This window comes from Vibrio sp. 10N.286.51.B11 (assembly GCF_041469245.1).
Classification (GTDB): domain Bacteria; phylum Pseudomonadota; class Gammaproteobacteria; order Enterobacterales; family Vibrionaceae; genus Vibrio; species Vibrio crassostreae_C.
In genome coordinates this window covers 183,957-198,845 of record NZ_JBFRKI010000002.1, presented here as the reverse complement: position 1 = coordinate 198,845, position 14,889 = coordinate 183,957, and the positions used below count along the sequence as shown (strand labels likewise).

The window sequence follows — 14,889 nt, the reverse complement described above, 5'->3', positions numbered from 1 at the left end:
TCCGACCGCACCATTATTTCTCTTTCATTAGAGAACAAATAGTGAATCGATTAGATTTATTATTGGCTACTTAGCTCAGTTGGTTAGAGCACATCACTCATAATGATGGGGTCGCAGGTTCAAATCCCGCAGTAGCCACCACTTATACAACGTTTTATTGAATCACCAATATTCAGTATGACTATAAAGATTTGCTGCGGTCGTGGCGGAATTGGTAGACGCACCAGATTTAGGTTCTGGCGCCGAGAGGTGTGAGAGTTCAAGTCTCTCCGACCGCACCATTATTAAATAGAACCCAGCTTTTTAGCTGGGCTTTGTTTTATCTGGAATATGCAAATCTGCTAGCCAAGTCACCAAGTATTCTCTTCTATAACCTCACTTTTAATACGATTTTATAAGACAATGTCAGCTCCATTTTCTAATTGAGTATGACTAGCCTATGAAACCCCTCCCCTTAACGATCGGTTGCTACACAGATACACCAAGTAAAAGCCAAGGTGTTTATCAAACTCAGTTAGATCTAGAAACAGGAAAACTATTACCTCTAGAGCTGATCATCAAATGTACTAACCCCTCTTTTATTACTGTAACAAAGACTGGGATCTACACTGCATCGGAAGTGGACCAGCAAAAACAGCCCCAGCTCATTCATATACCTAATGTTGATTCACAGCTAACACACAATACAAGCCTCATCTCGGGAGATCACCCTTGTCACGTCGCGATAGATCCACACAATAAGTTTGCTATCACGTCGCAATACTCATCAGGCACATTCGATATTTTTAGCTTAAGTATCAACGGCAGCATCGATAAACGACTCAAAACAATCCAGATGGTTGGTTCCGGGCCAAACAAAGAGAGACAAACTAGCCCACACGCCCATCAATGCCTGTTCTTACAAAACTCACCACAGTTTGTGACTGTCGATCTCGGCACCGATCGCATCAACTTCTATTGCTTTGATGAAGAGCAAGAAGAGTTCCTTGATGAGCCAATGCAGTCTATTAAGGTGCCCGCCGGCAATGGACCTCGTCATTTAATCTTTAACAAAGCTGAAGACAGAGCCTATGTGGTCTGTGAACTCTCTGAAACGTTGCTGACTTTGGAAAAGGTTTTAGGCATTTGGAATGTAGTGGAAGAGATTGATGCATTGCCTAATATGGAGAAGGGAGAAGCCGCAGCTGCGATTAAGCTATCGCCTGATGAGCAATTCCTTTATGTGTCATGTCGACACCAATCAAGAATCAGTAGCTTCAAAATCGACTCTGAGACTCAAAGGCTGACTTTCATTGATAGCTACGACACTGAAGGCAAATTCCCAAGAGACTTCCATATAACGAACGATGGGAAATGGCTTATCGCCGCCAACCAGCACTCCAACAACATCACCTCATTCAAGCGAGATAATGAAGATGGGTCTTTGGTTTATACAGGGTACTCTTTAGAGATCGATGCACCGGTTTGTGTGACGCAACAGCGATAGTAGTCATCTGATACAAAAAAGGAGAGCATTCGCTCTCCTTCTTTTCATAAGCAGTCTTAAACGCTCAATTAGAGACCCAAAGCGTATTTCAATACTTGAGCTTTAATCGGGCCTGAATTTTCAGCTAGTTTTAGAGCAGCATTACGTACAAATTTCAGTGGGCCAATGTCGTTGCTGAATGTCTTGTAGAAGAAATCCATGCCACTTTGCATCATTAGATTGTCGCCTCTTCTTATCACTTCATAGCGTCTTGCTACAGACTGGTTCAATTCACCCTTTTCTTTGGTGACATCCAGCAGTACTGATACATCTTTGAAGCCTAAGTTAACACCCTGCCCAGCCAAAGGGTTGATGGTATGCGCAGAGTCTCCGACCAAAATACAGTTATTCTTCGAGTATGATTGAGCATGACGTCGTGTCAGAGGAAAAGAACCCGAATTCAAGACTTTGATATCACCTAACTCTTTAGGAAAGTGAGTAAGTACTTCGTTACGTAGTTTTTCAGGGGCCATTGCTGACAGTTGCTTAATACGCAGTGGAGAATCATACCAAACTAACGAGCCCAGCCCGACTTCTTGACCGTCAGAGGTTAGAGAACACAAAGGCAAAAATGAACGAGGGCCACTTGGTAGAAATTGCTGCCAAGTAATATCTTGCTGAGGTTGTTCTGTTTCTACATTGATAAGCATACAGTGTTGTCGATAATCCCAAGCCGTGATGCCAATTCCAGCTTGTTGGCGAACGGCTGAATTCGCACCATCAGCACCAACCACCCACTTCGCAGACAACTCAGCCCCTGATTGAAGCTTTACGATATTGATTTCACCAAACTCAATCACATCGAGCTTTTCTGGGCATAACAGTTCGAGATTGTCGTAGGCATCAAATTGAGACCATAAACCTAATTGAATGAGTCTGTTCTCAACGATATAGCCCAAACGAGGAAGGTCTAGTGAGGCAGCATCAAATCGAGTACGACACTCTGGGTGCTCCCACGTCTCTAAACGTTTATAAGAACACACTCGCATTGCTGCAATACTTTGCCATGCACCAAGATTTTCAAGCAAATCGACCGATGCTTGAGAAATCGCTGACACACGAATGTCCATCGCTTGCGATTCATCAAAAGCTTGTGGGGCAAAACCTTCGATCACCGCAACACTCAGACCTTGCTTTGCAAAACCGATTGCTGTTGCTGCGCCAACCATGCCGCCACCGACTACTACAATATCGTAACTGTTCATATTTCGTACTTATCAGTTTGATTCTTTGACTGTTTTTGATTGTACTTTTTCATAACTAACTTGTAACCAAAAACCTTATTCGAAAAAAGGGTTATCCCTTATGGCATATGGCGTTAACGATAATAAAAACCACTACATAAGAGATTTGTTCAGACTACTAGTCAGTCGGTTTTGAAACCAGTACAATACGCCGCTTGCCGCTAGAGCCTGTCATAAAATTGAATACCGAATTATGACAAACGGGGCTAGCGGATGAATAATGGGCGATTTGCTCCCTTAAATTAAACTAACGATCGAGCGAACATATAATGAGTAAGAAACTGCTAATTAAAACTTGGGGCTGTCAGATGAATGAATATGATTCATCAAAAATGGCCGACCTGCTTAACGCTGCAAATGGCTATGAGCTAACTGAAGTACCTGAGGAAGCAGACGTACTACTATTGAATACTTGTTCTATCCGCGAAAAAGCGCAAGAAAAAGTATTCCACCAGCTTGGTCGTTGGAAAACGCTTAAAGATAAAAAAGAAGGTGTGGTGATCGGTGTGGGTGGCTGTGTAGCGACTCAAGAAGGTGATCACATTCGTCAACGTGCACCTTACGTAGACGTTATCTTTGGCCCACAAACATTACACCGTTTGCCAGAGATGATTAAATCATCACTGTCTAACGAAAAGCCAGTAATGGATATCTCTTTCCCAGAGATCGAAAAGTTCGATAACCTGCCAGAGCCAAAAGCTGAAGGCGCGACGGCGTTCGTTTCTATCATGGAAGGTTGTTCTAAATACTGTACTTACTGCGTTGTACCATACACACGTGGCGAAGAAGTTAGCCGTCCAATGGATGATGTACTTTTCGAAGTTGCTCAACTTGCAGAGCAAGGCGTACGTGAAGTTAACCTGCTAGGTCAAAACGTAAACGCATACCGCGGTCCAACACACGAAGGCGATATCTGTTCATTCGCAGAACTGCTTCGTCTTGTTGCTTCTATCGACGGTATCGACCGTATTCGTTTCACAACAAGCCACCCGCTTGAGTTTGGTGACGACATCATTGAAGTTTACAAAGACACACCAGAGCTAGTGAGCTTCCTTCACCTACCAGTACAAAGTGGTAGTGACCGTATTCTTACGATGATGAAGCGCCCACATACGGCTATCGAGTACAAATCTATTATCCGTAAACTGCGTAAAGCTCGCCCTGACATTCAAATCAGCTCTGACTTTATTGTTGGTTTCCCTGGTGAGTCTAAGCAAGACTTCGAAGATACAATGAAGCTAATTAAAGACGTTGATTTCGATATGAGCTTCAGCTTTGTTTTCTCTCCACGTCCAGGTACGCCAGCGGCAGATTACCCATGTGATGTACCAGCACAAGAGAAGAAAGATCGTCTGTACGAACTGCAGCAAACGGTAAACACACAAGCTATGCGTTTCTCTCGTCTAATGTTAGGCACAGAGCAACGTATCCTTGTTGAAGGCCCATCAAGAAAGAACCTAATGGAACTTCGCGGCCGTACAGAAAACAGCCGTGTTGTGAACTTCGAAGGTTCTGCAGACCTAATCGGTCAATTCGTAGATGTGAAGATCACTGAGGTTTACACCAACTCACTACGTGGTGAGCTAGTTCGCACAGAAAAAGACATGGGTCTACGCGTTGTTATGACTCCAGCAGAAATGATGGAAAAAACAAAACGTGAAGACGAGCTAGGTGTAGCGACATTTACGCCATAGGCAATACAACTGTTTGAGCACAAAGCGCAAACACAAAGCTTGAAATTACCTAACTAAGTGACCATCTTAGAAATAGGGATATCACCATCAGAAGCCCGGTCTAAATCGGGCTTTTTGCTCTTTGTTTTATTTAAGAGTGAGTGGCACAAAATGAGAGGCTAATTTGAGCAATAAAATCGTTACCTTAGAGATAAATCTAGAACCAGCAGACAACAAGCGCTTGGCAAGTTTATGCGGACCATTTGACGACAACATCAAGCATCTTGAGCGTCGTCTGGGCGTTGAGATTAATTACCGTAGCAACTTTTTCACCATTGTTGGTAAGCCTCACACTACAGCCGCAGCTTTAGACATCATCAAACACCTCTATGTTGAAACGGCTCCAGTTAAAGGCAACATAATCGATATCGAACCAGAACAAATACATCTGGCGATCACCGAGTCAGGCATTTTGGAGCAACACGTCGAGTCTGAAATTGACTACGGCAAAGAAGTGACCATTAAGACTAAAAAAGGCGTCATCAAACCTCGAACGCCAAACCAAGCACAGTACCTAATGAACATGGTGACTCATGACATCACCTTTGGTATTGGGCCAGCAGGTACAGGTAAAACCTACTTAGCCGTTGCTGCAGCAGTTGATGCACTTGAACGCCAAGAGGTTCGCCGAATCCTACTGACTCGTCCTGCTGTTGAAGCCGGTGAGAAGCTTGGTTTCCTACCGGGTGATTTAAGCCAAAAAGTAGACCCATATTTACGTCCACTTTACGATGCGCTGTTTGAGATGCTTGGCTTTGAGCGAGTTGAGAAGCTGATTGAACGTAACGTAATTGAAGTTGCGCCACTGGCTTACATGCGTGGTCGTACATTGAATGATGCGTTTATCATTCTTGATGAGAGCCAAAACACCACGGTAGAACAGATGAAGATGTTCTTAACCCGTATCGGTTTTAACTCACGCGCTGTGATCACAGGTGATATTACGCAAATCGATTTACCTCGTGGTGCAAAATCAGGCTTACGCCATGCGACTGAAGTGCTCAATGAAGTCGACGACATTAGCTTTAACTTCTTCATGTCTGAAGACGTCGTTCGTCACCCTGTAGTTGCTCGTATCGTCAACGCATACGAGAAGTGGGAAGCAAAAGACCAGAAAGAGCGCAAAGAGTTTGAAAAGCGTAAACGTGAAGAGCGTGAAGCCAAACTTCTTGAGGCTCAGCAGGTAGTTACGACACAATTAGCAACACAAAATAGCTCTGTAATTGCAGAACAAGGTGATAAATAGATGTCTATTGAACTAGACCTGCAATTAGCGGTCGAAAATGAGCAAGGTCTTCCAACTGAGCAAGATATTCAGCTTTGGTTGGACAAGACAATTCCTCAGTTTCAAGAGAACGCTGAGTTGACGGTTCGTATCGTTGATACACAAGAAAGCCACCAGCTCAATCATGAATATCGTGGCAAAGATAAGCCAACTAACGTGTTGTCTTTTCCATTCGAGGCTCCTCCAGGGATCGAGTTAGATCTACTGGGCGACCTCATTATCTGCCGCCAAGTTGTCGAAAAAGAAGCAGAAGAGCAAAGTAAGCCTCTGCTAGCACACTGGGCTCATATGGTTGTACATGGCAGTCTGCATCTGCTAGGTTATGATCATATCGAAGATGATGAAGCTGAAGAGATGGAGTCACTCGAGACAGAAATCATGCAATCTATGGGGTTTGAAGACCCTTACATTCTAGAAAAGTAAATTGATTCTAGTAAAGTAGGTTGCAGAGAAACAATAACTCATCGAACCTGTGATTTTCACAGGAATCTGAGTTGTAACGTGTGCTATCACACTTCTGATAGCGTTATTTTTTGAGAAATCATGAACGAAGGTAACCCCCCCACTTCTGAGGGAAGTAAAAAATCTGAAGGTCCGAGTAGAAAGTCCTTCTTTGAACGCCTAGGCCAACTATTTCAAGGTGAAGTAAAAGATCGCCAAGAGCTCGTAGATGTAATCCGCGACTCAGAAATTAATGACCTAATTGACCACGACACACGCGACATGCTCGAGGGTGTTATGGAAATTTCAGAGATGCGAGTACGCGATATCATGCTGCCTCGCTCTCAAATGGTTACAGTTGAACGCACAGATGATCTAGATACATTGATTGCGCTCATTACTGATGCTCAACACTCTCGCTACCCAGTGATCAGTGAAGATAAAGACCATGTTGAAGGCATTCTATTAGCGAAGGACCTACTTAAGTATTTGGGTTCAGAAAGTGCTCCATTTGATATCGAACAAGTGATTCGCCCTGTCGTGGTTGTTCCTGAAAGTAAGCGAGTTGATCGCCTGCTTAAGGAGTTCCAAGAAGAGCGTTACCACATGTCTATCGTTGTCGATGAGTTTGGTGGAGTTTCTGGCCTGGTAACCATTGAAGATATCCTCGAAGAAATCGTTGGTGAAATTGAAGACGAGTTCGACGATGAAGAAGAGCTAGATATTCGTAAGCTGAGTAAGCATACCTTCTCTGTAAAAGCTTTAACCACTATTGAAGAGTTCAACGATACGTTTAACACTGCCTTTAGTGACGACGAAGTGGATACGGTAGGCGGCATGGTTATGACAGCACTCGGCCACCTGCCGGTTCGTGGCGAAATTGTAGAAATCGAAAACTACCATTTCAAAATAACATCAGCAGATAACCGTCGTGTGATTCAGCTACAGGTAACCATTCCTGACGAACAGCCTCTTCCGACTATCGAAGAATAACAACTTCTCTCTAAAGAGATGACAGAAATTAGATGACTAATACCTTTATTCATCGCCTATTACGGCCGCTTGCGGCCGTTTTTGTTGGCGCTATAACCACCCTTTCATTCGCTCCATACTCTATATGGCCTCTTGCTATTCTCAGCCCAGCTTTGCTGCTGTTACTGATCCACAACCGCTCTCCTAAAAGTGCGCTTTGGATTGGCTACGCATGGGGTTTAGGTCAATTCACCACAGGTATCAGCTGGGTATACGTCAGCATTGATGGTTTTGGCGGCATGCCACTGGCAGCCAACCTATTTTTGATGGCATTGCTTGTTGGCTACCTAGCCGTTTATTCAGGGCTATTTACCTGGGGTTTGAATAAATTCTTCCCTGCCAATAACCTAAGCCGCTTTTTCCTTGCAGCTCCTGCATTCTGGCTAGTCTGTGATTGGCTGCGTGGCTGGGTAATGACGGGCTTCCCTTGGCTTTGGTTAGGCTACAGCCAAATCGATTCGCCATTGGGTTCATTTGCACCGATTGGCGGCGTAGAGCTAGTAACTTTAGCGATCATTGTTTCAGCCTCTGCATTCACTTATGCGATTGTTAACCGAGCTTGGAGCATCGCTCTCATTCCCGCCGTCGTATTTAGTGCAGGCTTTGGTATTCGCAACATCGACTGGGTCACGCCGAACCCTGAAAAAACCACGTCAGTCGTCTTAATCCAAGGCAACGTCGATCAAGACAGCAAATGGCTGCCGAGTCATCGCTGGCCGACCATGATGAAGTACACCGACCTAAGCAGAGAAAACTGGGGAGCGGATATCATCATCTGGCCTGAAGCGGCTATTCCAGCATTCGAAGTTGAGATCCCATCTTTCCTACGTAACTTGGATAGCGCAGCGAAGATGAACAACAGTTCGATCATTACCGGTGTGCTGAATCAGTCTGAAGATAAGAAATACTACAACAGTGTTCTTTCTCTCGGTGTGAATCCATACGGTGAGTACAGCTACGATCCAGACGAACGCTACCATAAACACCACCTGTTACCATTTGGTGAGTTTGTGCCGTTTGAAGATATCTTGCGTCCATTAGCACCTTTCTTTAACTTGCCAATGTCATCATTTAGCCGTGGCGACTTTGTTCAACCAAACATAGTGGCAAATGGTCGTCACTTAGCGCCGGCACTGTGTTATGAGATCATCTTTAATGATCAAGTTAGACAGAACGTAACCGACGAGACTGACTTTATTTTAACGCTCTCTAACGATGCGTGGTTTGGTCGTTCGATTGGCCCTCTGCAACATATGGAAATTGCACAGATGCGTGCTCTGGAGCTTGGTAAGCCGGTTATTCGCTCGACCAACAACGGTGTGACGGCAGTTACTGATTACAAAGGCAATATAATCAAGCAAGTGCCTCAGTTTGAAACGGCAGTGTTAAAAGCTGAACTCATTTCAACGGATGGTCAAACGCCTTATCACACAGTAGGTACTTGGCCACTGTATATCTGGGCGATGCTCAGCTTGGTGATTGGTTGGGTAATTAGAAAGCCAAAAAGCTAGATTCGACGAAAAGTGATTTGAGGGTTGACTGATCGGGTCAACCCTTTTTCATTGCTGTGGTTTTTCGTTGATACGCTATGGTTCAGAAGCTTACGGTTTAAGGGCTTTACGACTAAACCCTTTAGAACCACATTTAATGCATGGAATGATATTGGTTGGGTGGTTATATTCGGTTTGGTGACCACACTCGTCACATACTAAGGTTCCCAAGCCAATGACTTCACCCGCTTGATACAAGCCTTGGTGTTCTAAGTCTTGGAACAGTTCAACCCATTCCACCTTAGTACGATCAGTAATATCCAACAGCCCTTGCCAAATAGAGTTCGCAATCATCAAATAGAATGGACCGCTTTTACTCTCTTCATAGCTTTCGGAAAACTCTTTTAAGTCCGACTTCACGTAGGCAGAGATCAATGAAAGCTCATCTTTAGTCATATCATTAGCTGCTTTCGCAAACTTGCCCGACGTTTCGATTTTGTTGTTGAGCTCTTCAGGGCTATGCTTCAGCGTTTCAATCACCTCTTCGACGACTTCTTCATAGAGCGCTTTTTTCTTCGGCATAACAACCTCCTTAAGATAACCAACCTTTTAGTGAGCAAACGGATGCGCTGCAATGCACTCCCGCTTACAAACAAATGCAATTCATACTCTTAAGTATAGTTGCCCTGCGAAATTCAGTGAAAATTACACAATCTACTAAGCGGCAACTGCAAGTATGAAGGGTATAACTATTGTTGTACTCAGCTCCTTTAGGTATTCTATGACGATCTGTAAGATTCTGTTCTAACCGAACTCACAAATTCCAAGATAACCGGATACCATCGATGCAAGAACAATATAACCCGCAAGAGATTGAACAAAAGGTTCAACAACACTGGGATAACAGCGAGACTTTCGTTGTAAGTGAAGACCCAAACAAAGAAAAATTCTACTGTCTTTCTATGTTCCCTTACCCAAGTGGCCGACTGCACATGGGTCACGTGCGTAACTACACCATCGGTGATGTGGTATCTCGTTTCCAACGTCTACAAGGCAAAAACGTAATGCAGCCAATTGGTTGGGATGCATTCGGCCTACCTGCAGAAAACGCCGCTGTTAAAAACAATACAGCACCTGCACCATGGACTTACGAAAACATTGAGTACATGAAGAACCAGCTTAAGCTTCTAGGCTTTGGTTACGACTGGAACCGTGAATTCGCAACGTGTACGCCTGAGTACTACCGTTGGGAACAAGAGTTCTTCACTAAGCTTTACGAAAAAGGCCTAGTTTACAAGAAGACATCTTCAGTGAACTGGTGTCCGAACGACCAAACTGTACTTGCAAACGAGCAAGTAGAAGATGGCTGCTGCTGGCGTTGTGATACTCCAGTAGAACAAAAGAAAATCCCACAGTGGTTCATTAAGATCACTGAGTACGCTCAAGAGCTACTAGACGATTTAGACAACCTTGAAGGTTGGCCTGAAATGGTTAAGACCATGCAGCGCAACTGGATCGGCCGCTCTGAAGGTGTTGAGCTATCTTTCGCTGTTAACGGTGAAGAAGCGCCACTGGAAGTGTACACAACTCGTCCAGACACACTAATGGGTGTTTCTTACGTTGGTATCGCTGCAGGTCACCCACTTGCAGAGAAAGCATCTCAAAACAACCCTGAGCTTGCAGCATTCGTTGAAGAGTGTCGCAACACTAAAGTTGCTGAAGCTGAACTAGCAACGATGGAAAAGAAAGGCATGGATACTGGTCTAACGGCTATCCACCCTCTTAACGGTCGTGTTGTTCCTGTATATGTAGCAAACTTCGTTCTTATGGATTATGGCACAGGTGCGGTAATGGCGGTTCCTGCTCACGATCAACGTGACTACGAATTCGCAACTAAGTACGGCATCGACATCATCCCAGTAATCAAGCCTGAAGACGGTTCTGAGCTAGACGTTTCTGAAGCGGCTTACACAGAGAAAGGTGTATTGTTCGATTCTGGTGAATTCGATGGTCTTGCTTTCCAAGAAGCATTCGATGCAATTGCTGCGAAGCTTGAAGCTGAAGGCAAAGGTAAGAAGACAGTAAACTTCCGTCTACGTGACTGGGGTGTATCTCGTCAACGTTACTGGGGCGCTCCAATCCCAATGGTAACCACTGAAGACGGTGAAGTTCACCCAGTACCAGCAGACCAACTGCCAGTCATTCTTCCTGAAGATGTAGTAATGGATGGCGTAACGAGCCCAATCAAGGCTGACAAGTCTTGGGCTGAAACAACATTCAACGGCGAACCCGCTCTACGTGAGACTGACACGTTCGATACGTTTATGGAGTCTTCTTGGTACTACGCACGTTACTGTTCACCGCAAGCAGACGACATTCTAGATCCAGAGAAAGCAAACTACTGGCTACCAGTTGACCAATACGTTGGTGGTATCGAGCACGCTTGTATGCACCTGCTTTACTCTCGTTTCTTCCATAAGCTTCTACGTGATGCTGGCTACGTGACGTCTGATGAACCGTTCAAGCAACTACTATGTCAAGGCATGGTTCTGGCTGACGCGTTCTATCACGAAAACGAAAAAGGCACCAAAGAGTGGATTGCACCGACTGACGTAACGGTTGAACGTGACGGTAAAGGTCGCATCGAAAAAGCAGTCGACGATCAAGGTCGTGAAGTTGAACACTCAGGCATGATCAAAATGTCTAAGTCTAAGAACAACGGTATCGACCCACAAGAGATGGTAGACAAGTACGGCGCTGATACAGTACGTCTATTCATGATGTTTGCATCACCTGCAGACATGACGCTTGAGTGGCAAGAGTCTGGCGTTGAAGGGGCTAACCGCTTCCTTAAACGTGTTTGGAAATTGGTTCACGCTCACTCTTCTAAGGGTGCTGCTGAATCTGTTGATGCTTCTGCGCTATCTGGCGACCAAAAAGCACTTCGTCGTGATATCCATAAAACTATCGCGAAAGTAACGGACGATATTGGCCGTCGCCAAACGTTCAACACGGCAATCGCTGCAATCATGGAACTGATGAACAAGCTGGCGAAAGCACCTCAAGAATCTGCACAAGACCGTGCAATCCTTGACGAAGCGCTAAAAGCGGTAGTACGCATGCTTTACCCAATGACGCCACACATCTCTTACGAAATGTGGATTGCACTGGGTGAATCAAACGTAGACTCAGCAACATGGCCAACTTTCGATGAGAAAGCGCTAGTTGAAGACGAGAAAACTATCGTTGTTATGATCAACGGTAAGCTACGTGCGAAACTAACCGTTGCTGCTGATGCAACAGAAGAGCAAGTTCGTGAGCTTGGTCTAAACGATGAGAACGCTAAGAAGTTCCTAGATGGCTTAACTATCCGTAAAGTTATCTTCGTACCAGGTAAGCTTCTAAACATCGTTGCTAACTAATTTCGTTAGCACAATGCAATTGCTAAAGAATTAACGAACTTAATTCATCAAAAGCAGTCTGTAGACAGGGTAGCTAATTGCCCTGTCTACTTATTTAAGCGCTTTAGACTTGAGCCTAACCACTCAAACGAACTAAAGCCTTTAAATAAGTATTCTACCTTCATGAGAGCCATCAAATAATGCGCCTGATTTCACTATCTTCATTGAAAGTTACTGTTGTTGTTTTAACCGTCAGCCTATTAAGTGCGTGTGGTTTCCACCTACGTGGTGATTACTCCGTACCAGAAGAACTCAACAAGATCTCCGTAACCAGTTACGACCAATACAGTACGTTTACACGTATGATGAAAGGTCAACTGCGTATGAATGATGTAGAAATTGTGCCACCGGCTGAGAATACACCTAACCTGCATATTATTAGTGAGAGCGTAGGTGAGCGAACTCTGTCTCTATACCAAAACACTCGTGCAGCAGAGAAAGAACTGACATTCCGCGCTTCATACCGCGTAACTGTCCCGGATCTAGGCTCAAAGACGTTCTCAACCAGCGTAACCCGTAGTTACCTAGATAACCCGCTAACTGCACTTGCGAAGTCGGTTGAACGAGACATGATCGAAGATGAGATGCGTAAGTTGGCAACAAGCCAAATCCTTCGTCAGATGGCTCGACTAAAAGCGAACATTGCAGCTGATAGCATGGACCTAGATGCACTAGAGCACGTTCAAGTGAAAGAACTCGAAAAGCAATACAACATCAAGAATGTTGAGATCGTACCAGCTTCAGAAGAACAACCAACACTTAGCGATTCGGCTGAGTAATAGGTTTATTTGATGCGTATTTTTGCTGACCGCTTATCAGAGCAACTTATTAAACAGTTGAGTAATGTTTACCTAATTTTTGGTAACGAACCGCTACTGTTGCAAGAGAGCCGAGAAGCGATTCAAAAGGCTGCAAAACAGCAAGGCTTTGAAGAACGTCACCGCTTTGCGATTGATAGCAGTCTCGACTGGAATCAAGTCTACGACTGCACTCAAGCACTGAGCCTATTCTCTAGCCGTCAGGTCATCGAGCTTGAACTGCCAGAGTCAGGCGTCAATGCCGCAATAGCGAAAGAGCTACTCGCAATCTCCGAGCATATCCACAGTGATATCTTGTTAATCTTGGTGGGCACTAAGCTCACCAAAGCTCAAGAAAGCGCTAAGTGGTTTAAGGCTCTTTCGAATCAGGGTCACTGGGTCAGTTGCCTAACGCCAGATGTCAGTCGGTTACCTCAGTTTGTCCAAGCGCGTTGCCGTCAAATCGGTTTAACGCCAGACCCTGAAGCGATTCAAATGCTGGCGCAATGGCATGAGGGTAATCTATTTGCTCTCACCCAAAGCCTAGAAAAACTGGCTCTCCAATACCCAGATGGAAAACTCACGTTAGTACGCTTAGAAGAATCGCTGAGTCGACACAACCATTTTACTCCATTCCATTGGAGTGATGCGTTATTGGCAGGCAAAGGTAACCGAGCACAACGAATCCTGCGTCAGCTAGAAGCTGAAGGTGTCGAACCCGTCATTTTATTACGTAGCATACAACGAGAGCTTGCTCTGCTATTACAAATGCAGCAACAAATGAAACAGATGCCGATTGGTCAGGTCTTCGAAAAACACCGTATCTGGCAATCTAAAAAGCCTCTTTATAACGCCGCGCTAACAAGAGTTTCGATTTCTCAATTACACTCTTTGTTCGCGTTGCTCACTCAAGCTGAATTGATGACAAAAACTCAATATGAGCAGTCGCCTTGGCCACTAATTCATCAGTTAAGCGTAGAGTTTTGTATCCCTTCAGCTTCAATACCATTCCACGCATAAAAGCGTGTTATATTCTAGGGTCAACAAGCCCTAAACAAAGCTAAATTCAGATTAAAGGAACACCCAGTGTTACGTGAAGAACTAAAAGATTTTCTTGCAGACAAAGCCGACGACATGAAAGCAGAATCGATTGTAACTATCGATGTAGAAGGCAAATCAAGCGTTACTGATTACATGATTGTTTGTACTGGCACCTCTAAACGCCATGTTGCCTCTATTGCACAGCATGTTGCTGATGAAGTGCGTAAAGCGGGTATGCAACCTCTAGGTATGGACGGCCAGCAAGAAGGTGAATGGGTTGTTCTAGATATGGGCACAAGCATGCTTCACGTTATGCAAGAAGAGCATCGTGAGCTGTACCAACTAGAAAAACTTTGGGGCTAAGCTTTGAAGATCCAGTTAATCGCAGTTGGCACAAAAATGCCAAAGTGGGTTGAAGAAGGGTTTCAAGAATACAAACGCCGCTTCCCTCACGATATGCCATTAGAGCTCATTGAAATTACTGCAGGAAAGCGCGGTAAAAATGCAGATATTGCACGCATTCTTCAAAAAGAAGGTGAAGCGATGCTGGCTGCAGTTCCAAAAGGCAACCGTATTGTCACGCTCGATATCCCAGGTAGAAAGTGGGATACACCTCAACTTGCTGAGCAATTAGAAAGTTGGAAGCTGGATGGACGTGACGTATCTATCCTAATTGGCGGGCCTGAAGGATTAGCACCTGCATGTAAAGCGGCCGCAGACCAAAGTTGGTCTCTGTCTGCGCTTACTCTCCCTCACCCATTAGTACGCGTTATCATGGCTGAAAGCTTGTATCGAGCTTGGAGCATCACTGCTAACCACCCTTATCATCGAGAATAAGCG

The 14,889-nt window shown here is 44.7% G+C and carries 13 protein-coding genes and 2 tRNA genes; 13 read left to right on the top strand and 2 right to left on the bottom strand.

From position 1 onward, the window contains the following. The first annotated feature begins 64 nt into the window (after positions 1–64). The 3 genes from AB4154_RS01135 to AB4154_RS01125 all read left to right on the top strand — a co-directional run bounded on the left by AB4154_RS01135 (position 65) and on the right by AB4154_RS01125 (position 1,486). Positions 65–141 (top strand) — tRNA-Met (locus tag AB4154_RS01135). A 55-nt stretch (positions 142–196) separates the two neighbouring features. Next, a tRNA-Leu gene (locus AB4154_RS01130) sits at positions 197–281 on the top strand. Between the two features lie 158 nt (positions 282–439). Beyond that, positions 440–1,486, top strand: coding sequence for a lactonase family protein (locus AB4154_RS01125; RefSeq protein ID WP_017071286.1), 1,047 nt, complete (start codon positions 440–442; stop codon positions 1,484–1,486). 68 nt (positions 1,487–1,554) lie between these two features. Here the strand turns inward: AB4154_RS01125 and AB4154_RS01120 are convergent, their stop codons facing one another. Continuing rightward, complete coding sequence (locus AB4154_RS01120; protein ID WP_102333782.1) at positions 1,555–2,730, bottom strand: 2-octaprenyl-3-methyl-6-methoxy-1,4-benzoquinol hydroxylase; 1,176 nt, start codon at positions 2,728–2,730, stop codon at positions 1,555–1,557. A gap of 308 nt (positions 2,731–3,038) precedes the next feature. Between AB4154_RS01120 and miaB the strand changes: the two genes are divergently transcribed. From miaB to lnt, 5 genes are all read left to right on the top strand, one after another. After that, positions 3,039–4,463, top strand: coding sequence for a tRNA (N6-isopentenyl adenosine(37)-C2)-methylthiotransferase MiaB (gene miaB, locus AB4154_RS01115; RefSeq protein WP_017062326.1), 1,425 nt, complete (start codon positions 3,039–3,041; stop codon positions 4,461–4,463). 163 nt (positions 4,464–4,626) lie between these two features. Further along, positions 4,627–5,748 carry a PhoH family protein gene (locus AB4154_RS01110; RefSeq protein WP_017064169.1) on the top strand — a complete coding sequence of 374 codons (1,122 nt, stop codon included), beginning with the start codon at positions 4,627–4,629 and terminating at the stop codon, positions 5,746–5,748. Further along, a complete protein-coding gene (gene ybeY, locus AB4154_RS01105; RefSeq protein ID WP_012603383.1) occupies positions 5,749–6,210 on the top strand; it encodes an rRNA maturation RNase YbeY in 462 nt (153 codons plus the stop codon). 120 nt (positions 6,211–6,330) lie between these two features. Continuing rightward, complete coding sequence (corC, locus tag AB4154_RS01100; RefSeq protein WP_012603382.1) at positions 6,331–7,221, top strand: CNNM family magnesium/cobalt transport protein CorC; 891 nt, start codon at positions 6,331–6,333, stop codon at positions 7,219–7,221. A gap of 32 nt (positions 7,222–7,253) precedes the next feature. After that, positions 7,254–8,771, top strand: coding sequence for an apolipoprotein N-acyltransferase (lnt, locus tag AB4154_RS01095; RefSeq protein WP_017064170.1), 1,518 nt, complete (start codon positions 7,254–7,256; stop codon positions 8,769–8,771). Between the two features lie 90 nt (positions 8,772–8,861). On the opposite strand, the gene AB4154_RS01090 is transcribed toward lnt, so the two are convergent. Next, positions 8,862–9,332 carry a zinc ribbon-containing protein gene (locus AB4154_RS01090; RefSeq protein WP_372122005.1) on the bottom strand — a complete coding sequence of 157 codons (471 nt, stop codon included), beginning with the start codon at positions 9,330–9,332 and terminating at the stop codon, positions 8,862–8,864. 263 nt (positions 9,333–9,595) lie between these two features. On the opposite strand from AB4154_RS01090, the gene leuS reads away from it, so the two are divergent. The 5 genes from leuS to rlmH all read left to right on the top strand — a co-directional run bounded on the left by leuS (position 9,596) and on the right by rlmH (position 14,886). Beyond that, positions 9,596–12,172 carry a leucine--tRNA ligase gene (gene leuS, locus AB4154_RS01085; protein WP_372050899.1) on the top strand — a complete coding sequence of 859 codons (2,577 nt, stop codon included), beginning with the start codon at positions 9,596–9,598 and terminating at the stop codon, positions 12,170–12,172. A gap of 179 nt (positions 12,173–12,351) precedes the next feature. Beyond that, positions 12,352–12,990 carry an LPS assembly lipoprotein LptE gene (gene lptE / locus AB4154_RS01080; protein ID WP_017068504.1) on the top strand — a complete coding sequence of 213 codons (639 nt, stop codon included), beginning with the start codon at positions 12,352–12,354 and terminating at the stop codon, positions 12,988–12,990. A gap of 12 nt (positions 12,991–13,002) precedes the next feature. After that, positions 13,003–14,028, top strand: coding sequence for a DNA polymerase III subunit delta (gene holA, locus AB4154_RS01075; protein WP_017068505.1), 1,026 nt, complete (start codon positions 13,003–13,005; stop codon positions 14,026–14,028). 66 nt (positions 14,029–14,094) lie between these two features. Then, on the top strand, positions 14,095–14,412 hold the full coding sequence (gene rsfS / locus AB4154_RS01070; RefSeq protein ID WP_004735247.1) for a ribosome silencing factor: 318 nt from the start codon (positions 14,095–14,097) through the stop codon (positions 14,410–14,412). Positions 14,413–14,415: 3 nt separating this feature from the next. After that, positions 14,416–14,886, top strand: a complete 471-nt coding sequence (gene rlmH / locus AB4154_RS01065; RefSeq protein ID WP_017068506.1) for a 23S rRNA (pseudouridine(1915)-N(3))-methyltransferase RlmH — start codon at positions 14,416–14,418, stop codon at positions 14,884–14,886. Positions 14,887–14,889: the final 3 nt, after the last annotated feature.

Coding starts and splice junctions, on each gene's coding strand:
- AB4154_RS01125 (WP_017071286.1), top strand. CDS start 440: ATGAAACCCCTCCCCTTAACGATCGGTTGCTACACAGATACACCAAGT.
- AB4154_RS01120 (WP_102333782.1), bottom strand. CDS start 2,730: ATGAACAGTTACGATATTGTAGTAGTCGGTGGCGGCATGGTTGGCGCA.
- miaB (WP_017062326.1), top strand. CDS start 3,039: ATGAGTAAGAAACTGCTAATTAAAACTTGGGGCTGTCAGATGAATGAA.
- ybeY (WP_012603383.1), top strand. CDS start 5,749: ATGTCTATTGAACTAGACCTGCAATTAGCGGTCGAAAATGAGCAAGGT.
- corC (WP_012603382.1), top strand. CDS start 6,331: ATGAACGAAGGTAACCCCCCCACTTCTGAGGGAAGTAAAAAATCTGAA.
- lnt (WP_017064170.1), top strand. CDS start 7,254: ATGACTAATACCTTTATTCATCGCCTATTACGGCCGCTTGCGGCCGTT.
- AB4154_RS01090 (WP_372122005.1), bottom strand. CDS start 9,332: ATGCCGAAGAAAAAAGCGCTCTATGAAGAAGTCGTCGAAGAGGTGATT.
- leuS (WP_372050899.1), top strand. CDS start 9,596: ATGCAAGAACAATATAACCCGCAAGAGATTGAACAAAAGGTTCAACAA.
- lptE (WP_017068504.1), top strand. CDS start 12,352: ATGCGCCTGATTTCACTATCTTCATTGAAAGTTACTGTTGTTGTTTTA.
- holA (WP_017068505.1), top strand. CDS start 13,003: ATGCGTATTTTTGCTGACCGCTTATCAGAGCAACTTATTAAACAGTTG.